At 64.3% G+C, this 17,804-nt stretch carries 22 protein-coding genes; 9 read left to right on the plus strand and 13 right to left on the minus strand.

Translation table 11 applies throughout. The annotated features are described in order from the left end of the window. Positions 1 to 10: 10 nt before the first annotated feature. Positions 11 to 664, plus strand: coding sequence for a fructose-6-phosphate aldolase (gene fsa, locus ACQY5B_RS18815; RefSeq protein ID WP_088669545.1), 654 nt, complete (start codon positions 11 to 13; stop codon positions 662 to 664). Between the two features lie 201 nt (positions 665 to 865). On the opposite strand, the gene ACQY5B_RS18820 is transcribed toward fsa, so the two are convergent. Further along, a complete protein-coding gene (locus ACQY5B_RS18820; protein ID WP_420327955.1) occupies positions 866 to 1,708 on the minus strand; it encodes a DUF6206 family protein in 843 nt (280 codons plus the stop codon). 25 nt (positions 1,709 to 1,733) lie between these two features. Further along, a complete protein-coding gene (gene parA, locus ACQY5B_RS18825; protein WP_420327954.1) occupies positions 1,734 to 2,375 on the minus strand; it encodes a ParA family partition ATPase in 642 nt (213 codons plus the stop codon). 150 nt (positions 2,376 to 2,525) lie between these two features. Between parA and ACQY5B_RS18830 the strand changes: the two genes are divergently transcribed. Continuing rightward, a complete protein-coding gene (locus ACQY5B_RS18830) occupies positions 2,526 to 3,200 on the plus strand; it encodes a hypothetical protein (RefSeq protein ID WP_420327953.1) in 675 nt (224 codons plus the stop codon). 12 nt (positions 3,201 to 3,212) lie between these two features. On the opposite strand, the gene ACQY5B_RS18835 is transcribed toward ACQY5B_RS18830, so the two are convergent. Together ACQY5B_RS18835 and ACQY5B_RS18840 are read right to left on the minus strand one after the other, a co-directional pair. Next, on the minus strand, positions 3,213 to 3,629 hold the full coding sequence (locus tag ACQY5B_RS18835) for a DUF4864 domain-containing protein (RefSeq protein ID WP_420327952.1): 417 nt from the start codon (positions 3,627 to 3,629) through the stop codon (positions 3,213 to 3,215). Between the two features lie 75 nt (positions 3,630 to 3,704). Continuing rightward, positions 3,705 to 5,282, minus strand: coding sequence for a lysine--tRNA ligase (locus tag ACQY5B_RS18840; RefSeq protein WP_420327951.1), 1,578 nt, complete (start codon positions 5,280 to 5,282; stop codon positions 3,705 to 3,707). Positions 5,283 to 5,384: 102 nt separating this feature from the next. On the opposite strand from ACQY5B_RS18840, the gene ACQY5B_RS18845 reads away from it, so the two are divergent. Both ACQY5B_RS18845 and ACQY5B_RS18850 read left to right on the plus strand, forming a co-directional pair. Continuing rightward, positions 5,385 to 5,807: a tellurite resistance TerB family protein gene (locus tag ACQY5B_RS18845; RefSeq protein ID WP_305972300.1), complete on the plus strand. Its 423-nt coding sequence runs from the start codon at positions 5,385 to 5,387 to the stop codon at positions 5,805 to 5,807. Positions 5,808 to 5,989: 182 nt separating this feature from the next. Beyond that, positions 5,990 to 6,418: a L,D-transpeptidase gene (locus ACQY5B_RS18850; protein WP_305972299.1), complete on the plus strand. Its 429-nt coding sequence runs from the start codon at positions 5,990 to 5,992 to the stop codon at positions 6,416 to 6,418. A gap of 262 nt (positions 6,419 to 6,680) precedes the next feature. Here ACQY5B_RS18850 and dacB read toward each other — a convergent pair whose 3' ends face one another. Both dacB and ACQY5B_RS18860 read right to left on the minus strand, forming a co-directional pair. Continuing rightward, a complete protein-coding gene (gene dacB, locus ACQY5B_RS18855) occupies positions 6,681 to 8,195 on the minus strand; it encodes a D-alanyl-D-alanine carboxypeptidase/D-alanyl-D-alanine endopeptidase (protein WP_420327950.1) in 1,515 nt (504 codons plus the stop codon). Between the two features lie 58 nt (positions 8,196 to 8,253). Further along, positions 8,254 to 8,847, minus strand: a complete 594-nt coding sequence (locus tag ACQY5B_RS18860) for a nicotinate-nucleotide adenylyltransferase (RefSeq protein ID WP_420328610.1) — start codon at positions 8,845 to 8,847, stop codon at positions 8,254 to 8,256. A gap of 513 nt (positions 8,848 to 9,360) precedes the next feature. On the opposite strand from ACQY5B_RS18860, the gene ettA reads away from it, so the two are divergent. Next, complete coding sequence (gene ettA, locus ACQY5B_RS18865) at positions 9,361 to 11,016, plus strand: energy-dependent translational throttle protein EttA (RefSeq protein WP_305972297.1); 1,656 nt, start codon at positions 9,361 to 9,363, stop codon at positions 11,014 to 11,016. A gap of 547 nt (positions 11,017 to 11,563) precedes the next feature. Here ettA and ACQY5B_RS18870 read toward each other — a convergent pair. Together ACQY5B_RS18870 and ACQY5B_RS18875 are read right to left on the minus strand one after the other, a co-directional pair. Beyond that, the gene (locus ACQY5B_RS18870; RefSeq protein WP_305972296.1) at positions 11,564 to 11,989 is read right to left on the minus strand and encodes a DUF4168 domain-containing protein; all 426 of its coding nucleotides are present in this window, start codon (positions 11,987 to 11,989) and stop codon (positions 11,564 to 11,566) included. Between the two features lie 138 nt (positions 11,990 to 12,127). Then, positions 12,128 to 12,601, minus strand: a complete 474-nt coding sequence (locus ACQY5B_RS18875; protein WP_420327949.1) for a DUF2938 family protein — start codon at positions 12,599 to 12,601, stop codon at positions 12,128 to 12,130. Positions 12,602 to 12,773: 172 nt separating this feature from the next. Here ACQY5B_RS18875 and ACQY5B_RS18880 point away from each other — a divergent pair, with 172 nt between their 5' ends. The 3 genes from ACQY5B_RS18880 (at position 12,774) to ACQY5B_RS18890 (ending at position 14,158) form a co-directional block, all read left to right on the plus strand. Beyond that, a complete protein-coding gene (locus tag ACQY5B_RS18880) occupies positions 12,774 to 13,166 on the plus strand; it encodes a DUF1036 domain-containing protein (protein ID WP_420327948.1) in 393 nt (130 codons plus the stop codon). Positions 13,167 to 13,241: 75 nt separating this feature from the next. Beyond that, positions 13,242 to 13,712, plus strand: a complete 471-nt coding sequence (locus ACQY5B_RS18885) for a hypothetical protein (RefSeq protein WP_305972293.1) — start codon at positions 13,242 to 13,244, stop codon at positions 13,710 to 13,712. A gap of 239 nt (positions 13,713 to 13,951) precedes the next feature. After that, positions 13,952 to 14,158 carry a cold-shock protein gene (locus ACQY5B_RS18890; protein ID WP_043135970.1) on the plus strand — a complete coding sequence of 69 codons (207 nt, stop codon included), beginning with the start codon at positions 13,952 to 13,954 and terminating at the stop codon, positions 14,156 to 14,158. Positions 14,159 to 14,177: 19 nt separating this feature from the next. Here the strand turns inward: ACQY5B_RS18890 and ACQY5B_RS18895 are convergent, their stop codons facing one another. Beyond that, positions 14,178 to 14,564 carry an acyl-CoA thioesterase gene (locus ACQY5B_RS18895; RefSeq protein WP_420327947.1) on the minus strand — a complete coding sequence of 129 codons (387 nt, stop codon included), beginning with the start codon at positions 14,562 to 14,564 and terminating at the stop codon, positions 14,178 to 14,180. Positions 14,565 to 14,751: 187 nt separating this feature from the next. Between ACQY5B_RS18895 and ACQY5B_RS18900 the strand changes: the two genes are divergently transcribed. Further along, on the plus strand, positions 14,752 to 15,186 hold the full coding sequence (locus tag ACQY5B_RS18900) for an RbsD/FucU family protein (RefSeq protein WP_305972291.1): 435 nt from the start codon (positions 14,752 to 14,754) through the stop codon (positions 15,184 to 15,186). A 313-nt stretch (positions 15,187 to 15,499) separates the two neighbouring features. On the opposite strand, the gene ureG is transcribed toward ACQY5B_RS18900, so the two are convergent. The 4 genes from ureG to ACQY5B_RS18920 are packed head-to-tail and all read right to left on the minus strand — an operon-like array spanning position 15,500 to position 17,799. Continuing rightward, the gene (gene ureG, locus ACQY5B_RS18905; protein ID WP_305972290.1) at positions 15,500 to 16,111 is read right to left on the minus strand and encodes an urease accessory protein UreG; all 612 of its coding nucleotides are present in this window, start codon (positions 16,109 to 16,111) and stop codon (positions 15,500 to 15,502) included. Further along, complete coding sequence (locus ACQY5B_RS18910) at positions 16,108 to 16,749, minus strand: urease accessory protein UreF (RefSeq protein ID WP_420327946.1); 642 nt, start codon at positions 16,747 to 16,749, stop codon at positions 16,108 to 16,110. Before ACQY5B_RS18910 ends, ureG begins: the two co-directional genes overlap by 4 nt. Then, complete coding sequence (locus ACQY5B_RS18915) at positions 16,739 to 17,215, minus strand: urease accessory protein UreE (protein ID WP_305972288.1); 477 nt, start codon at positions 17,213 to 17,215, stop codon at positions 16,739 to 16,741. Before ACQY5B_RS18915 ends, ACQY5B_RS18910 begins: the two co-directional genes overlap by 11 nt. Next, positions 17,212 to 17,799 (minus strand): hypothetical protein, encoded by a 588-nt coding sequence (locus ACQY5B_RS18920; protein ID WP_420327945.1) that lies wholly within the window; start codon positions 17,797 to 17,799, stop codon positions 17,212 to 17,214. Before ACQY5B_RS18920 ends, ACQY5B_RS18915 begins: the two co-directional genes overlap by 4 nt. Positions 17,800 to 17,804: the final 5 nt, after the last annotated feature.

A 17,804-nucleotide genomic window follows, 5' to 3' on the forward strand; every position in this document is an offset into this window, starting at 1 on the left:
AGCGCCCGCCATGAAATTCTTTGTCGACACCGCCGAGATCGACGCCATCGCCGAGCTGAACGACCTCGGGATGGTGGATGGGGTCACCACCAACCCTTCGCTCATCATGAAATCCGGCCGTGACATTCTCGAGGTCACCAAGGAAATCTGCGACATGGTCTCGGGCCCCGTCTCGGCCGAGGTGGTCGCCACCGAAGCCGACGCCATGATCGCCGAAGGCCGCAAACTCGCAGAGATCGCCGAGAACATCGCGGTGAAAGTGCCCCTGACCTGGGACGGCCTCAAGGCCTGCAAGGTGCTGAGCGACGAGGGCCGCATGGTCAACGTGACGCTCTGTTTCTCTGCCAACCAGGCGCTGCTGGCGGCCAAGGCCGGCGCCACCTTCATCTCGCCCTTCATCGGGCGGCTGGACGACCTCAACCTCGACGGCATGGACCTGATCGCCGACATCCGCGAGATCTACGACAACTACGGGTTCGAAACCCAGATCCTCGCCGCCTCGATCCGCTCGGCCAACCACATGTCCGAAGCCGCCAAGATCGGCGCCGACGTGGCCACCGCGCCTCCGGGCGTCATCAAGAAGATGGCGGAGCATGTGCTGACCGACAAGGGCCTCGCCCAGTTCCTGAAAGACGCGGAAAGCGCGGGCATCAAGATCGTCTGATCGCGCCTGCGGCCCGGACAGGAGTGGGGGCGCTGCCCCCACACCCCCGGAGGTATTTTCCGAGAGAAGAAGCCGCAAGAGCGCGCGCCTTGGCTTCTTCTCTCGTAAAATACTCATGACACCGCCATCCGCCGGCGCAACGCCGGGCTGGGCATCGAGAGATCACACCCTGCGTAGGGCGTGGTTTATCCCGAGGCACCGTCAGAGGTTGGGCTCTCCCTGCAGGCCCAAGAGCTTGCGGAACCCGGTCCAATACCCGGGCAGCTTGGGCGGCGCCTGCAGCCCGGCCAGCGCCTCTTCGGCCCAGGGCGCCATCGCACGCATGACGAAGTCTCGACCCCAGTCAAGGTAGGCCTCTGCATCGTCGGGGCGCAAACGGCAAGCGGACCCCACCAGCCCGACCAGCGTTTCAGACGGAGAGTACCATTCGTCCTGGATCCCGGTCACGCGTCTCTGCATAAGCGGGCCGATGATCCGCATCAGGCGCTTGTCCGAGAAGGTCAGCAGCATCTTGCCCATCTCGTCCCGCGAATAGTGAATCAGGGGCGGAAAGGTGTCGAAGAACACCGCCTTGCCGTCGATCACCGCGAAATTGCGGATCGAGGGGTGAAAGCCGATCCGCCCCTCCTGCTCGCGCGCCCAGAGCCAGAAGCGCGCGATGACCTGGCCCGCAGCTTCCATCATCTCCAGCGTCGAGGTCAGCGTTTCCTTCTGCATCCGAGGCCGCATCAGGCTGTCGACCGGCAGGGCCTCCTGCACGATCACCGGCACGCGTGTACCGCCCAGTTCGACAAAGTGGAACTCTGTCGTCGGCATCGGCACGCCGCCCGCCAGCAGGGCCTGGACGTAGTCATGGTGGCAGCGCTGCAGCCTGTCCAGCGCCGCCGCGTCCCCCATGCCGCGGTAAACCTTGATCACCCGGTCGGACAGCGGTCCGGTATCCGGGCGGAACGGCGCGCAGAAATAGCCCAGCCGGGAAATCGTCTGCCCCCGGGATTGGGCATCGGCCCGGATCAGGCGGGCGAGTTCATCGAGATCGGTCATCAAGGGGCCTCCTGTGCGCGCCCCCTTACCCCGTCTCGAGCCGTTTCGCCACCTCTTGCGCAAGCGCCTCGATCTCGGCCCGGGCCGGGGTCTTGGCGCCTTCATGCGCCCCGCGCCCCTGTCCCAGCGCCTCGGCATAGCCCACGCGGTTGCCAAGGCTGGCCTGCGCCACGGCCGCCCCAAGCCGGGTCGCCGCCTCGGCCACCTCGGCATTCAGCCGTGTGCCGGCCCGCGTGCGGTTCATGACCAGCAGCGTCGCGCAGTTTTCGCGCGCGGCCAGGTCCAGCACACCTTCGGTGGCCCAGAGATCGACATGGCTGACCGCCACCGGCACCACGACAAGGTCCGCCACCCGCAGAGCCGGGCGCAAGTCGCTGTCGGCCTTGGGCGGGGTGTCGATGATGACGATGTCGTTGACCGCCGAAAGCTTGCGCACCTCGTAGGAGATCCCCCAGGCCGAAGAGGTGGCGAAATCCAGTCCCTCGCAGGTTTCGGGCTGGCTTTCGACCCGGGTCATGAACCAGCGCCCCAGGCTGCCTTGCGGGTCCAGGTCCACCACGGCCACCCGCTTGCCCTGACCGTGAAAGGCCAGCGCCAGGTGTGCCGCCAGCGTGGTCTTGCCGCTGCCGCCCTTCTGCTGTGCCACGGTGATCACATGTCCAGCCATTCCATCCCCCGAAAAACCTGCCAGCGACTGTGCACCTGCGGCAAAGGGGAATCCAGCCCCCTGCGTCAATTGCTTCACCTTCCGTTAACCATTGCATCCCTACGGTTCGGAAGGGTTGGTTAACGGCCCGACGCTGCCAAGAGTCCCGCCATGCGTCCTCTGGACCTTTTCCTGGCCACCATCCTGGCCACCTGTCTTGCCGCCCCACCTGCCGGGGCGGGTGCCTGGCCACGCAAGCAGGGCAGCGGCTTTGGCAGCATCGCCGTTCGACTGGGCTGGCCGCAGGACCTGAACACCTGGACGTCGATGGACCCGACGCAGGACTATTCGACGCTTTTCTTCGAATACGGCCTGACCGACCGGCTGACGCTGGGTTTCGACATCGGCCATTCGGTCGGCGGCAGCGGGAAGTCGGTCCTGTTCCTGCAATGGCCGATCCTGCAGGCCGAAACGGGTGCGCAGATGACCGCCCAGTTCGGATTGGGCACGATCGCCGGAGACCAGGTCCTGCGGCCCGGGCTTGCTGTCGGCTGGGGGTTGAAAAACGGCTGGCTGTCCATCGACAGCGTGGCCGAGGCCTATGTCGCCAGCGGCCGGACCGACCTCAAGATCGATGTCACCTGGGGCCATAACCTGCCCAGGGACCGCAAGCTGATCCTGCAGTTGCAGACCGGCCAGCCTGATGGCTACGACCCCTTCGCACGGGTCGCGCCCTCGTTGGTCGTGCCGTTGAAGGGCCCGCTCAAGCTGGAAACAGGCGTCACCTGGGGGCTGACCGGCGACACCTCGATGGGCCTGAAGATGGGGCTCTGGACAGAGTTCTGACCAGCACCCGGGTCAGGCGGACACCCCCGGCGCCGGAATGACCCGGACGCCCGAAATGCGCCAATCGCCGTCGACATTCTGCATCCGGTACTCGACGATAAAATTCTTGCCCGCCTCGTCCTGGATCAGCACCTGTTGCCAAAGCGCCCCATCCAGCTCGCGCAGCGGGCCGAACTCCACGTCGCTGGGCCGCCAGACCATCGGATAGCCCTTTTGCACCATCGCGCCGAAATTCCGAGGCGTGCGAAAGGTGTTGCGGATGCCCGGGCTGGCGAATTCGAAGGCGGTGCCAAAATCGTCCTGCAGGAAGGCGTCGATCTGGCCCTGGATCGTGCCCTGGATTGCCGGGTTGGGCGCCAGGGCATCCTGTGCCGGAGCGGCCCCCACCAGGCCGACCGCAACGGCCAGTCCCATCAATAAAGTGCGCATGTCATCTCTCCTCGTGGCTTTCCCATAGGTAAGCCACGAGGAGAGGGCGTCAAAGTTTCAGAGGAACAGCACGGGTCAGCCCAGCTCGCCCGCCAGGCCCTTGTCGATCAGGGCCACGGTCTCATCGACGCCGTAGAGCGCAATGAACCCGCCGAACCTCGGGCCCTGCGACTGACCCAGCAGCACCTCGTAAAGCGCCTTGAACCAGTCGCGCAGGTTATCGAACTCATGCGCCTTGCCGACGGCAAAGACGAGGCTTTGCAGTGTCTCGTCATCGGTTGCCCCGTCATGCCCCCTGAGCTGCGCGGCAAGGTCTTCCATCGCCGCGCGCTCCTTGGCGTCCGGCGCGCGGAAGACCTTGGTCGGCTTGACGAAATCCTCGTAGTACTTGACCGCGAAACCGGCTGCCGCATCCAGGTCGGGATGCGTTTCGGGCGAGGCATCCGGCGCATAGCGGCGGATGAATCCCCACATCGCGGCCTTGTCCTCGGCCCCGGCGGCACTGGCAAGGTTCAGCAGCATCGAGAAAGGCACCACCATCTTCGATTCCGGCACGTCGCCGTTGTGAATGTGGTAGACCGGGTTGTTGACCTGCGCCTTGAGTTCCTGCCCCGGATAGGCGCGCAGCTGCTGGTGGTATTCGTCCACCGCCTTGGGGATCACGTCAAAGAACAGCCGCTTGGCGGTCTTGGGCTTCTGGAACATGAAATAGGACAGCGACTCGGTCGAGGCATAGGTCAGCCACTCGTCGATCGAGATGCCGTTGCCCGAGGACTTGGAGATCTTCTGGCCCTTGTCGTCCAGGAACAGTTCATAGGTGAAATGCTCGGGCGGGCGCACGCCCAGCGTCCGGCAGATGCCGTCATAGATCGGCGTGTTGGTGCTGTGGTCCTTGCCGTACATCTCGAAATCGACGCCCAGCGCGGCCCAGCGGGCGCCGAAGTCCGGCTTCCACTGAAGTTTCACGTTGCCGCCCGTGACCGGCAGCGTCCATTCCCTGCCATCTTCGTCGTCGAAGGTGATCTCGCCCTTGGCCGCATCGACGTTCTTCATCGGAACGTACAGGACGCGGCCCGTTTCCGGGTGGATCGGCAGGAAGATCGAATAGGTCTCACGCCGCTCATCGCGCAGCGATTTCAGCATGATGGCCATGAGGTCATCATACTTCTCGGCGGCGCGCAGCAGGATCTCGTCGAACCGGCCGGACTTGTAGAACTCGGTCGCGCTGATGAACTCGTACTCGAACCCGAAGGTGTCCAGGAACCGCCGCAGCATGGCGTTGTTGTGATGGCCAAAGCTCTCATGCGTCTCGAACGGGTCGTAGACACTGGTCAGCGGGCGCTGCAGGTCCTCGCGCAGGCGGTCCTGGTTGGGGACGTTGCCCGGCACCTTGCGCATCCCGTCCATGTCGTCCGAGAAACAGATCAGGCGGGTCGGAATGTCCGAGATCACCTCGAAGGCGCGGCGGATCATGGTCGTCCGCGCAACCTCGCCAAAGGTGCCGATATGCGGCAGACCCGAGGGGCCATAGCCCGTCTCGAAAAGAACGTAACCCTTTTCAGGCGGAGCCTTTTCATAGCGTTTGAGGATCCGGCGCGCCTCTTCGAAGGGCCAGGCCTTGGCGCTCATCGCCGCGTCGCGCACATCGGACATTTCTCGGTCTCCTTGGGGGGTGTTGCGGGCGCTTCTCTATTGCCCCCCCGCCTCCGCGTCAATAAATTGCGCGGCGACCCCTTTGCAGACCGAGGCCCCCGCATGTCCGACGCCACCCAGCCGCTCAACCCGCAGGACTGCCTCGTGGCACTGATGATTGCCGTTTCGGTCTCGGACGAAAGGGTGCGGACCGTCGAACTGGTCAAGATCGACGCCTCGGTGAAGATGCTGCCGATCTTTTCGGGTTATGACACCGACCGGGTGCGCGCCATGTCGACGCTGGTCTTCGAGCTTTTCGAACAGGAAGACGGGCTGGACGCGCTGTTCGGCCTGATCCGCGACAACCTGCCCGAACGGCTGTTCGAAACCGCCTATGCGCTGGCCTGCGATGTCGCGGCCGCCGATGGCACGCTGCAGGAAACGGAACTGCGCCTGCTCGAGGAGATTCGCTATGAACTCAACCTCGACCGGCTGCATGCCGCCGCGATCGAACGTGGTGCCCGGGCGCGACACCTGACGCTGTGAATTTGACTTGAAACCACCCGAATCCCGGGCTGGCCTGTTGCAAAAATCCCATAGGTTTTGGCGCTCTGTCCCCTGTACCGGGCCGGGTCGGGTATACCTGACTGACCGGCGGGTAACCGCGTAGTAACGTCTCTCTAGGCATTTTTTCGCCGAAGCTGCCAAGCTTGTACCTGGAGGGACGAATGAAACGATTTTTTGCCGCCGCGCTGGCCGCGGCACTTCTGTGTTTTTCACCGCTCATGGCCGCCGCCGCCCCGCTGGTGGCCAAGGTCGATGTGTCGACCCAGACCATGACGGTGATCTACAACGGCAAGGTTGCCTATCGCTGGCCGGTCTCGACCGCGCGCGCGGGCAAGCACACGCCGCGTGGTCAATGGAATGCCTACTGGCTGTCCAAGTATCACCGGTCCAGCATCTACAACAACGCGCCGATGCCCTACTCGATCTTCTTTAACGGTGACTACGCGATCCACGGCACCGACCAGATCAGCCGCCTTGGCCGTCCCGCCTCGGCCGGCTGCGTGCGCCTGCACCCGGAACACGCCGCCGTCCTGTTCGAGCTGACAGAACAGGTCGGCAAGAAGAACATGAAGGTCGTGATCGACAACTGAGCCGTCAGGCTGGCTGCCACCGGCCCCATTGACGCACAGACAAGGCAAAGGGCCCTGCATCGCAGGGCCCATTTTCTTTGACCTCTACCGGCTGTCCCGGCACGGCGGATCGGCCCGGCCACTTCCAGGTTTCGACCGCGATCGCCGCGCGGGAATTTGCTTTGCGGGTTCCCTGTGCAGATATCCCGGACAGGAAGGCAGGCCGCTTTCCGATTCGATGGTTCCGGGCAACCCGGCGGTCGGCCCGTCGCACGGCGCGTTGTCAGACCGGATCGCTTTCATAGAGCACGCCCCAGCGCCCGATCAGCCCCTGTTGCAGGATCTTTGCCCGGCTGTTCCAGCTGCGTCCGCCTTCGGGGCGTTCTCGTTGCGCCTTGGTCAGCGCGTCTCTTCGCGGCATGTCCGCGGCAAAGATCGCAAAGACAAGCTCCGTACCGTCTGGCAGGTCGACAAACCCGGCCAGCCCGCTGACGAAATTCAGCGTGCCGGTCTTGGCCCGCACCTTCAGTGGCGCATTCTCGATCACCCGGTACCGGGAATCGCGGATCGGCATGTCCTTGAGCAGCGGCTTGATGCCCATCTTCATGCGCAATCCGCGCAGGCACCCCATCATCTGCATCGCACTGACCCGGCTTTTGTCACCCAGGCCGGAGTGATCGACCAGCGCCAGCCCCTCGACCCCCAGCTTTTCCCGCGCCCAGTCATTCATTTCCGCCGCCGACGCCTGCAGCGAGGCGGGGACAGCCCCGCTGCGCGCCACGCTGGCCGCAAGGCCGACGACCTCGGCGGTCAAGTTCGTCGACCATTTCAGCATGTCGCGCAGGATCACCCGCAAGGGCTTGCTTTCGTGACGGGCCAGTTCATCGCCGCCGGGCAGACCCGCGGCAATCTCGGGCTTGCCGGTCTTGATGCCTTGTGCCGCCAGCAGCGTCTGGAACACCTCGCCCGCGTAGGCCTCGGGCTTCTTGATGGGCAGCCAGCGCGCGCCGCCGTCACCCAGCGCGCCACGCGCCACGGTCCAGTTGTCGCGGCCAGAGCGGTCTTCGTAGGTGTAGACCGGCATGCGTCGGTCGATCAGGTCCATACGGGCCACGCGCACGTCGGGCCGATGCGCGGCAGACCGCGCCTGCATCGTCACCGTGTAGTCACTGCCCGCCTTGCGCCATTCGAAATGCACGCGGTTGTAGTTCAGGTTCAGCCCTGAGACCGACGGGTTATAGCCGACGTGGTCCGGCTGGCTGGCGTCGATGCCGGTGAGCGAGGGCAGCGCCCCGCCCCAGACCTTCAGCCCCCCGGTCAGGCCGGTGACACCGGCGGCACTGACCGCGGCGGCCAGCCCGGCCAGCGCGTCGGTATCCAGCGTCGGATCACCCCCGCCCGCCAGCACCAGGTCGCCCTGGACAATACCATCCTTGACAGGGCCGGTGGCGATCACGCGGGTCACGAAATGATGCGCCGGACCAAGCATATCCAGCGCGTAGCCCGCAGTCAGGGCCTTGGCCACGCTGGCCGGGGGCAGGCTCACGTCGGGGGAATGTGTCTCCAGCACCTCGCCGTTGTGCAGGCGCGCGACGGCAAAGCCGACCTCACCATCCAGCGCCGCGCGTTCGATCAGCGCCTCGGCGGGCGGCTGGATGCGTTTTCGGAATTCGTCGGAACGTGCAACCGGGCGCAAGGAGGTCTCGGGTGCCCGCGCCCAGCCGGGCAATGCCGCCCCGCCTAGCGCCGTTCCGGCCACTCCGCCCAGGAATGCACGTCTGGAAATGCCATACGTCATGGGGCTGATCTAAGCGAATCCCGGCACCACGAGCAACCGGCAACTGGGGGCATGCCATTCACGTTTTCAGCCCTGTTGCCCAGTCACCCGCCGCGCGGATTGCAGTCGAGCTGAGGTCGGTCATCGGCATGTTCACGAAACACCAGGCCGGCGGGCAAGCACCGGCCAGCCGGGGCGAGGCATGCGCCGGAATTTGCGCCGCGCCAAAGATGCGCGCCGCCGGAGAAAGGCGCGCCGCCATGCGCAGACCGGGCCGCGCCAGCACCCCCACCGGCACGCTCTGCAGGATGCCCTGCCAGTTGTCCCAGCGATGGAACTGAGCCAGGTTGTCGGCCCCCATCAGCCATGTGAACCGCACCCTTGGAAACAGCTGCCGCAGCCGCGCCAGGGTCTCGGCGGTATAGCGCGTGCCTGCGCGGGCCTCGAAATCGCTGACGCTGATGCGCGGATGGTCGACGATCGCCCGGGCCGCCGCCATGCGGTCCTCCAGCGACGCGGGGGGATTGGGCTTCAGCGGGTTGCCGGGGCTCACCAGCCAGACAACGCGATCCAGGCCGAACCGCTTGAGCGCCTCGCGCGACAGGTGCAAATGCCCGGCGTGCGGTGGGTCAAAGGACCCCCCCAACAATCCGATCCGGGATCCACGCGGCATGGCCCGGCCATCCAGGGCGCCCGCCCCGGCCAGGAAAAGGCCCTGCCCCTGTCTGCCTGGCTGCGGCACGCCGCGTCCTCCCGCCAAGATACGCCTGCGCGCACCGAGCAACCGGATACGCGGTTGGACGGGCATGTGCAAGAAACCCATGCGCGCGCGGGCCTTACCCGACCCGGCGGGCCATGTCGCAGGCGGGCGGCTTGCGGGTCGATAGACCGCACGGCCTGCCCCGCTTTCCGTCTGCTTGCCCAGGGCACTCACCAGCCGGACGCCGTCCAAGGCACGGTCCCGCGAGGTCGGAAGCGGTTCACTTACCCGCTCCGCGCGTTCCGCATCATCCTTGCCTTTCCCGGTCCCCGGTCCGTGGGCACAGTCTCCTAGATGACCCCGAAGTGGTCAGATCGGTTCAAGGCAAATCTGCGCGGAATTTTCCGCCTCTCCCGCCGCAGATTGCACCGCCGACGCCAACGCGCTACTCCGTCACGAACAACGCGCAAGCTGCAGGAGCGGATCATGGCCTCGTATCAGTATGTCTACCACATGGATGGCGTCTCCAAGACCTATCCCGGCGGCAAGAAATGCTTTGAAAACATCCGCCTGAGCTTTCTGCCCGGGGTCAAGATCGGCGTCGTCGGCGTCAACGGCGCCGGTAAGTCGACGCTCATGCGCATCATGGCCGGAATCGACAAGGATTTCACCGGCGAGGCCTGGGCCGCAGAGGGCGCCAAGGTCGGCTACCTCCCGCAGGAGCCCGCGCTGGAAGAAGACATGACGGTGCGCGACAACGTCATGCTGGGTGTGGCCGAGAAGAAGGCCAAGCTGGACCGGTTCAACGAACTGGCCATGAACTACAGCGACGAGACCGCCGACGAGATGGCGCAGTTGCAAGACGAGATCGACAGCCAGAACCTCTGGGATCTGGACAGCCAGGTCGATGTCGCGATGGAGGCCCTGCGCTGTCCCCCCGATGACGCCATGCCGGGCAATCTCTCGGGCGGGGAACGACGCCGGGTTGCGCTGTGCAAGCTGCTTCTCGAAGCGCCCGACATGCTGCTGCTCGACGAACCGACAAACCACCTGGACGCGGAAACCATCGCCTGGTTGCAGCAGCACCTGATCGACTACAAGGGCACCATCCTCTGCGTCACGCACGACCGCTATTTCCTGGATGACATCACCGGCTGGATCCTCGAACTCGACCGCGGCCGCGGCATCCCCTACGAGGGCAACTATTCCAGCTGGCTGGAGCAGAAGGCCAAGCGGCTGGAACAGGAAGCGCGCGAGGACAAGGCCAAGCAGAAGACCCTGGAACGCGAGCTGGAATGGATGCGTCAGGGTGCCAAGGCCCGTCAGGCCAAGTCCAAGGCCCGGATCAGCGCCTACAACGAGATGGCCAACCAGTCAGAGCGCGAAAAGCTCAGCCGCGCCCAGATCATCATCCCCAACGGCCCGCGCCTGGGCCAGAAGGTGATCGAGGTCGAAGGCCTGAAAAAGGCGATGGGGGACAAGCTCCTGATCGAGGATCTCTCCTTCTCGCTGCCCCCCGGTGGGATCGTCGGCGTGATCGGCCCCAACGGCGCGGGTAAATCAACGCTGTTCAAGATGCTGACCGGACACGAAAAACCGGACGCCGGCACGCTGGAATACGGGGATACGGTGCAGCTGGCCTATGTCGACCAGTCGCGCGACGATCTTTCGGCCGATGAGACCGTCTGGGAGGCAATTTCCGGCGGCGCCGAGCAGATCAAGCTGGGCGACGCCGAGATGAACAGCCGCGCCTATTGCTCGGCCTTCAACTTCAAGGGCGGCGATCAGCAGAAAAAGGTCGGCCTGTTGTCGGGTGGTGAGCGCAACCGCGTGCACATGGCGCGCCTGTTGAAAGAGGGCGGCAACGTCATCCTGCTCGACGAACCGACCAACGACCTCGACGTGGAAACCCTGCGCGCTTTGGAAGATGCCCTTGTCGATTTCGCCGGTTGCGCCGTCGTGATCTCGCACGACCGTTTCTTCCTCGACCGGATCTGTACCCACATCCTGGCTTTCGAGGGCGAGGCGCATGTGGAATGGTTCGAGGGCAACTTCGAAGACTACGAAGAGGACAAGAAACGGCGCCTCGGCGCGGATGCACTGGAGCCGAAGCGGCTGAAGCACAAGAAGTTTTCGCGGTGAGCAACCGGGTCGCGTCAACCTTTCGAGATCTCAGGTCTTAGGCAGTTACAATGAAAGCGCGCGATATCTACGAGGCTTTGGTTTTCCTTGAGTACCACGGAATGCCAGAGACTTGGTTGGTCGAGATCCATCACAAGTCTTCGCCAGAGCGCTACGCGAAGGGCAAACGCTATTGGCTTGCACAAGCCGAAAAAGGAAGCGAGCTAAAAACGGTAAGCGAGTATTACGGTCATCGCCTCTGTTTCGTGGCAGAGGGTGTGAGGAGCGGCCGAAGAGACTTTGGAGCACTTGCAAGTGAAGCCAAACAGCGGTGGCCTTATTAACTTTTGGTAACGGAAGGGGTATTTTTCTGCAACCAACTCGAGACAACGCTTGGACAATGCACTTGTAGCATGGGTTCGCACCCTGACCTTCGCAGAGCTTGGTACCCAGCGTCAGGGTGATCCCCGCTATTCACGCCACCACCTCCAAGAAAAACCCGCGCGGTAGCCCATTGACCACCGCGCGGGTTCATCTTCTCAAGCGGCCCGACATCCGGGCCGAAGCATCAGCCGTCGTCCGACGGCTGCGCGCCGTCGCCCGGCATGCGCTCTTGGAACAACGCGGTGATCCGCTGGTTCAGCGCATCGTCGGCCTGGGCGGCCTCGCCGATGGCGGTATAGGTCGGCACGTCGATGCCATCAGTCTGAACGATGACCTCTTTCATCTCTTCCTGTGCCTGGCGAACCAGCGCCTGCTGGTCCTCTTCGTTCTCGGCCGCCTGCAGCCGCGCCTGGTAGGTCTGGCGCAGGGCCATGACCTTCATGGCCGCATCGACGAAGCTGTTGAGATCGCTGTCGCTGTATTGCGCCTCGGCGGCCTGAGCCGGGATCAGCTCCGCCTGCGGCCCGGATTGCGCCAGGGCCGGGGTCAGCGGTGCCGCGGCCAATGCCACGAGGGTTGCAGTGCCAAGAAGGGTCTTTCTTACGCTCATGATCGGTCTCCCGTCAGAGGTGGATTTCGCGGGTCTTACCGCACTCTGTCCCTGACCAAATCCCTATGAGCCGATGTTTCAACCGTCCGGGCAAAATTCCTGCCGTGACGGCGGCGGTCCGCCGCCGATGCCATCACCTCAGACGAGCCAGGCCGCGGCCCACATGCCCAGGGCAAAGACCGAATGCGCCACCAGCCCCATGAAGCGCCCCTTCCAGGGCCGCTCTGTCCGCGACAGGGCCCAGCCCAGCCCCATCCCCGGATGCAGCAGGAACCATCCGCCCGCGATGGTCACGATCCCCCAGATCCAGGCCTTCCAGAACGCCGGCGCGTCGAACCATGCGGACCCGACGATCAGCGCAAAGACCACGCCGTAGACAACCCCGACAAGGTAGTGGAATGCCCAGCCAAGCGCGCGCTCACCGTCGACCGGGGCTGCCGCGCCGATGTCATCGTGAAAGACGCGCCCCCGGAACAGCCAGCCGACCCAGCGGCCCACGTTGCCCCAGTTCGGACGCCCCTGTCCCGTCAGCCGGTCCAGCAGCAGCGCCCAGAGGTCCATCGCCACCGTGCCGCCGATGCCGATTACCACGCCTGCCCAGATCAAACCCATCGCTCGCCTCCCCTTTTTTGCGCCACCATGCCCGCGACAGGCGCGATAGACAATCGCTGCCGATCACTTGCCGACCGCGGCCCGCCGCGCCCTGGGCAACAAACTTGACCGTTGCGCCACGGCCAGCCTAACCTTTCCGTGTACTTGGATTAATTGCTCAAGGAATTGATACATGCACCGTCTTTTGATGCTGGCGCTCTGCTTGATGACGGCCTTCAGTGCAGGCGAAAGCCACGCCCAGAACAACCAGTTCACCGTCATCTTCAGGAACGACTGCAACCGGCAGATCCAGACCGCGATCAACTATCGTGACCTGTCCGGCAACTGGATCACCAACGGCTGGTACCTGCTGGACCCCGGGGAAACCGCCACGGTCGCCTTTACCACCAACCGCATCTACTACATGTACGGCGAAAGCATCGCCCCGGTGAACAGCCGCATCTACTGGCGCGGCGCCGTGCGCCACTTCCATATTCGCGGGTCGTCGCACACCTACGGATTTCGCCAGCGCACGATGGACATGAACAACTGGGGCCGCTGGACGGAACGCTTTACCTGCAACTAGGCCGGCCCGCCTCATACCGTGGTATCCTCGGAACAGGTCCCGGACCAACCGGGACCGATTCTGGAGGAGAAACTCATGTATTTCATCCGTTTTCCTGCCCTCGCGGCGGCCATTTTTGTGATTGCCACACCGACCCTTTCTGAAACCGTGACCGCCGCTGGCGTGGGGCACGGCGCGTCGACCGCCACGCCGATGCCGGTGTCCGATGGCCTGGTCATCGTGCACGCGACCTCGATGTATGAAAGTTTCGAGACCGAGGACCCGATGAATCCCTTTGCCAGCGCAAAAGGCCCCTGCTTCGGTGCGATCCTGATCGACAAGGGAGATGTCTCAGGGGACGGGCTGTGCCACTACACCGACGGCGACGGCGAAGTGGCCGTGGTCAAGTGGATCGCCAAGGCCATCAATGCCGAGGGACGCACCCAGGGCGACTGGATGGTCATGGGCGGCACCGGCAAATGGGCCTCGATCACCGGAGCCGGCGAATTTGACGCGGGCGGCGACCCCTATACCAACCGGATCAGCGGTGAGATGACCCTGAACTGACCGGGGCTCCCCGGAGCAATGCCCCGGGGAGCGACTCGTCGCGCGATCTGCCGCAAGCTTCCGGCGAGCGCATTTCAATCTTTCTTGCTCCGACTCAGCAAACCTGCGATATCCAAGACCGCTACGTTACCACTATCGCCTACCTGTCTCCGTCATACGGCGTCAGCGCAACCGATACTGCTCTGACATTGCCGGGCCGCAGCACTTCCGCGTGCGGCAAATCTACAGGAGACCACGGAATGGCCACTGGCACCGTGAAATGGTTCAACACCACCAAAGGCTACGGCTTCATCGCGCCCGAAGGCGGCGGCAAGGACATCTTCGTCCACATCTCCGCTGTCGAGCGTTCGGGCCTGACCGGCCTGCAGGACAACCAGAAAGTCAGCTTCGAACTGCGCACCGGCCGTGACGGCCGCGAAAGCGCGTCGGATATCGAACTGCTCTGATCGGCGCCGCCCGGGGTCGTCAGGCCTCGGGCGGAACCGTCCTCTTGTTGCCCTCCTCGTCGAGGGCAACATAGGTAAAGACCGCCTCGGTCACCTTCTCGCGCTTGCCGATCCGGTTGCGGATCACCCAGGCCTCCAGCCCGATCCCCATCGAGGTCCGGCCCACCCGCGCGACCCGCCCGTAGATTTCCAGCACGTCGCCGATCCGTACCGGGCGGATGAATTTCATCGCGTCCACCGCCACCGTGGCCACGCGGCCCTGCGCCCGTTCCCCCGCGATGATGCCGCTGGCCAGGTCCATCTGGCTGAGCACCCAGCCACCAAAAATATCGCCGCTGACATTGGCATCCGCCGGCATGGCCAGCGTCCGCAGGGTGGGATCGCCCTTTGGTGCCACCTGCTCCATTCCCTGTCTCCTTGCTGTCGCGCGCGGCGCCGTGCCCCGCCCCTGTCCCGACCATAGCCGGTTTTGTACAAAACGTCAGAAACCGCTTACGTTTTGTACGTTTTGTACAAGCCGCCACGGGCCAAATGCCCCCTTGCGCCGGGCCGCCGGGGGCGTTTTCATGGTCAGGAATTCCGGAGGGTCCCCCATGCTGCGCAACATCCCCGCCATCCTCTCGCCCGAGATCCTGTACAGCCTTCGGGCGATGGGACACGGCGATGAACTCGTGATCGCGGACTGCAATTTTCCCGCCTATTCAATGGGGTGCAAGGTGCACCGGCTCGACGGCCTGTCCGCCACCCAGGTGTTGCAGGCGGTGCTGACGGTCATGCCTCTGGACAGTTTCGTGAAAGACCCGGCACATACCATGCAGGTGGTCGGCGACGCCGAGGCAACCCCTGAGATCATCGAGGAATTTCAAACGCTTATCGATGAGTTCGCGGACAACCCGGCGCCGATCGCGACGCTGGAACGCTTTGCTTTCTACGATCGGGCAAAGACCGGCTTTGCCGTTATTCAGACTGGGGAATCAAGGCTTTACGGCAACATCATCCTCAAGAAAGGCGTCATCCCTCCAAACTGAACTGGCCGGTATGGTTTTCGTGACTGTCGGAAAAGAGGCCCTTCCCCCATCTTCAGAGACAGAAGAAGGAGCCCCGCCATGACCAAGCACAACCAGCCCCGCCCCGCACAGCACACCATGCCCATCCCGGGCCGCACAAAGCCCAAGACCTACCAGTTCACCGACTGGGCCGCATTCTGAGCCGGACACGGCAAACCATTGATCAAAGATGTTTTTCCCGGCTCACCCCGGGGCAGATGCAAGACCCGCGGGATTGAAACACCCGCCTCCGGACCTCGGCGAGCGCGCCGCCAGAGGCCACCGAGTTACCCGATCAGAGCCCTGCGATGTCCCGCAGTTGCGTCACGATCCCCTCGACCCCGTCCCCGCCTTTGAGTGCAGAGAACACGAACGGCCGCCCGGCGCGGACCCGCGTCGCGTCGCGCTCCATCACTTCCAAGGAGGCGCCGACATAGGGCGCAAGATCGGTCTTGTTGATGACCAGCAGATCCGACCGCGTGATCGCCGGCCCGCCCTTGCGGGGGATCTCTTCTCCGGCAGCAACATCAATGACATAGACCGTCAGGTCCGCCAGTTCCGGGCTGAAGGTGGCCGACAGGTTGTCTCCCCCGGACTCGATCAGGACGATCTCGACCTCCGGGTGTCGCTGCCGCATCTCGGCCACCGCCGCCAGGTTGATCGAAGCGTCCTCGCGGATTGCCGTGTGCGGACACCCCCCGGTTTCCACTCCGATCACCCGATCCGCAGGCAGGATCTGCATCCGCATCAGCGCCTCTGCGTCCTCTTGCGTGTAGATGTCGTTGGTGATCACGCCGATGGAAAAATCGTCTTTCAGGCGCTCGGCAAGCCGTGCGGTCAGGGTGGTCTTGCCGGCGCCGACGGGTCCGCCGATGCCGATACGCAAGGGGCCGTTCATCCGTGTCATGACTGGAATAGCCTCGGTTCAAGTGTTTCGTGTTTCATGGAAGCGACATCGGACAGAAAGGCACAGGAGGCCATGTCATCCAGTGTTTGCCCCTCGGTGCCTGCGGCCACCTCGGCACAAAGCGGCGCCAGCCGCGACAGCACACCCTGAGCCGCGGTCTGTCCCAGTGGCATCAAACGCTGTGCCGCGGAAACGAGGTTGCCCGCAAAGGACTGAAGGTACAGCGCGATCACCGGCTCCACGGCCATGTCCATCTGCCGCGCCGCATCGCCAAGCGCAACAGGCAAGAGCATCGGCGGCAGGTCCAGCCGCCAGACCTCTGCCGTGACCTGGGCAAAGGCCGCGCCCTGCCGCTCTGCCTCGCGCAGGCGTTCGCGTGAAGGCTGCCAGGCGCGCGCCAGCGCATCAAGGTCCGCCACGGGCCGCCCCCCCTGCCAGGCCAGCCGGACCCAAAGCGCATCGGCCTTGCCGGACCCATCGCGCAGCACGTCTGTCAACCATGCCTGCAAGCTGTCCGCATCCGTCACCCATCCCTGCCGCACAGCGCTTTCCAGCCCGTGCGACCACGCGAAGGCCCCCACCGGGTAGGCAGGGGACAGCCATTGCGTCAATGTCAGCAGGCGCGGATCAATGGGCATGGGCGCTGTGGCCGTGTTCGTGGCTGTGGGTGCGCCCGTGACCATAGGCGCCACCCTCTGGGGTGAAGGGATGCATGGCCTCCGTCACCTCGGCCCCGAGATGTTCCAGCATGTGCCGGATCACCGGATCGCGCCGGATCAACAACATGCCCTCGGCAATCTGGCAGGGCGTATGCCGATTGCCGATGTGCCAGGCAAGCTGCGGCAGGCTCGGCCCGCGCACTTCAAGGACTTCTTCGCTGGCGGCCGCCACCTCGATCCGACGTCCGTCAGCCAGCAACAGGGCATCCCCCGCGTCCAGCGAGGTGGTCTGCTCCAGATCGACAACAAAGGCCAGACCCGCCTCTGTCACCAGGCGCTTGCGCCGCAGGAACCGCGCCTCGTAGTCCAGGACAACCCGGTCCGCTGCCGGGGCCTGCCAGTTGCCCGCCTCTTCAAGGACTTGCGCAAGGGGGAGTTCGCTCACTCGATCACCTCGATGTTGGAATAATTGTAGCGGTCCGACCCGTCCGTGTAGTCGCTGCCCGCGTAGTAGGAAAAACCGAAGGCGGGCAGGTAGTACAGCAGATCAACCGTGCCGCTGTCGTCGGGTTCGTAACGGATCTCGATCGGGATCAGATCGTATTCGCAGGCGCCAAAGTTGATCTTGGACAGCGGTCCGAAATCGTAGATCTGACGTTCCTTGTCGAGATCGCCCAGGTTGTTGATCGCCACATCATAAGTCACCTGCCCGCCCGGTTCCGGCACCGCCAGTTCCTCTGCCCGGCCCGGAAAGGCATAGGTGACACGCGTGTCTTGTTCCGGCACCCCCTCGACCAGGTCGACCAGTTCGACGAGGTAGACCCCCTGCGCCAGCAGGTTGCGCGTGACCAGCCCGTCCGAGGCTGTATAGATCGCCTCGATCATGCCCGGCCTCACGCGTCGGTATTCCTCTGTATCGACGTCATCGACGGTAAAGCGGATACCCTTGTCGATGTCCGATCCCACCGGGCAACCCCAGGCCACGGGGGCAAGGAAAGCGAGGCCGGCGGCCAGGACCAAGCTGCGCATGTTCA

It is taken from the genome of Antarctobacter sp. (assembly GCF_965277915.1).
Taxonomy (GTDB): Bacteria; Pseudomonadota; Alphaproteobacteria; order Rhodobacterales; family Rhodobacteraceae; genus Antarctobacter.

Coding starts and splice junctions, on each gene's coding strand:
- fsa (WP_088669545.1), top strand. CDS start 11: ATGAAATTCTTTGTCGACACCGCCGAGATCGACGCCATCGCCGAGCTG.
- ACQY5B_RS18820 (WP_420327955.1), bottom strand. CDS start 1,708: ATGACCGATCTCGATGAACTCGCCCGCCTGATCCGGGCCGATGCCCAA.
- parA (WP_420327954.1), bottom strand. CDS start 2,375: ATGGCTGGACATGTGATCACCGTGGCACAGCAGAAGGGCGGCAGCGGC.
- ACQY5B_RS18830 (WP_420327953.1), top strand. CDS start 2,526: ATGCGTCCTCTGGACCTTTTCCTGGCCACCATCCTGGCCACCTGTCTT.
- ACQY5B_RS18835 (WP_420327952.1), bottom strand. CDS start 3,629: ATGCGCACTTTATTGATGGGACTGGCCGTTGCGGTCGGCCTGGTGGGG.
- ACQY5B_RS18840 (WP_420327951.1), bottom strand. CDS start 5,282: ATGTCCGATGTGCGCGACGCGGCGATGAGCGCCAAGGCCTGGCCCTTC.
- ACQY5B_RS18845 (WP_305972300.1), top strand. CDS start 5,385: ATGTCCGACGCCACCCAGCCGCTCAACCCGCAGGACTGCCTCGTGGCA.
- ACQY5B_RS18850 (WP_305972299.1), top strand. CDS start 5,990: ATGAAACGATTTTTTGCCGCCGCGCTGGCCGCGGCACTTCTGTGTTTT.
- dacB (WP_420327950.1), bottom strand. CDS start 8,195: ATGACGTATGGCATTTCCAGACGTGCATTCCTGGGCGGAGTGGCCGGA.
- ACQY5B_RS18860 (WP_420328610.1), bottom strand. CDS start 8,847: ATGCCGCGTGGATCCCGGATCGGATTGTTGGGGGGGTCCTTTGACCCA.
- ettA (WP_305972297.1), top strand. CDS start 9,361: ATGGCCTCGTATCAGTATGTCTACCACATGGATGGCGTCTCCAAGACC.
- ACQY5B_RS18870 (WP_305972296.1), bottom strand. CDS start 11,989: ATGAGCGTAAGAAAGACCCTTCTTGGCACTGCAACCCTCGTGGCATTG.
- ACQY5B_RS18875 (WP_420327949.1), bottom strand. CDS start 12,601: ATGGGTTTGATCTGGGCAGGCGTGGTAATCGGCATCGGCGGCACGGTG.
- ACQY5B_RS18880 (WP_420327948.1), top strand. CDS start 12,774: ATGCACCGTCTTTTGATGCTGGCGCTCTGCTTGATGACGGCCTTCAGT.
- ACQY5B_RS18885 (WP_305972293.1), top strand. CDS start 13,242: ATGTATTTCATCCGTTTTCCTGCCCTCGCGGCGGCCATTTTTGTGATT.
- ACQY5B_RS18890 (WP_043135970.1), top strand. CDS start 13,952: ATGGCCACTGGCACCGTGAAATGGTTCAACACCACCAAAGGCTACGGC.
- ACQY5B_RS18895 (WP_420327947.1), bottom strand. CDS start 14,564: ATGGAGCAGGTGGCACCAAAGGGCGATCCCACCCTGCGGACGCTGGCC.
- ACQY5B_RS18900 (WP_305972291.1), top strand. CDS start 14,752: ATGCTGCGCAACATCCCCGCCATCCTCTCGCCCGAGATCCTGTACAGC.
- ureG (WP_305972290.1), bottom strand. CDS start 16,111: ATGACACGGATGAACGGCCCCTTGCGTATCGGCATCGGCGGACCCGTC.
- ACQY5B_RS18910 (WP_420327946.1), bottom strand. CDS start 16,749: ATGCCCATTGATCCGCGCCTGCTGACATTGACGCAATGGCTGTCCCCT.
- ACQY5B_RS18920 (WP_420327945.1), bottom strand. CDS start 17,799: ATGCGCAGCTTGGTCCTGGCCGCCGGCCTCGCTTTCCTTGCCCCCGTG.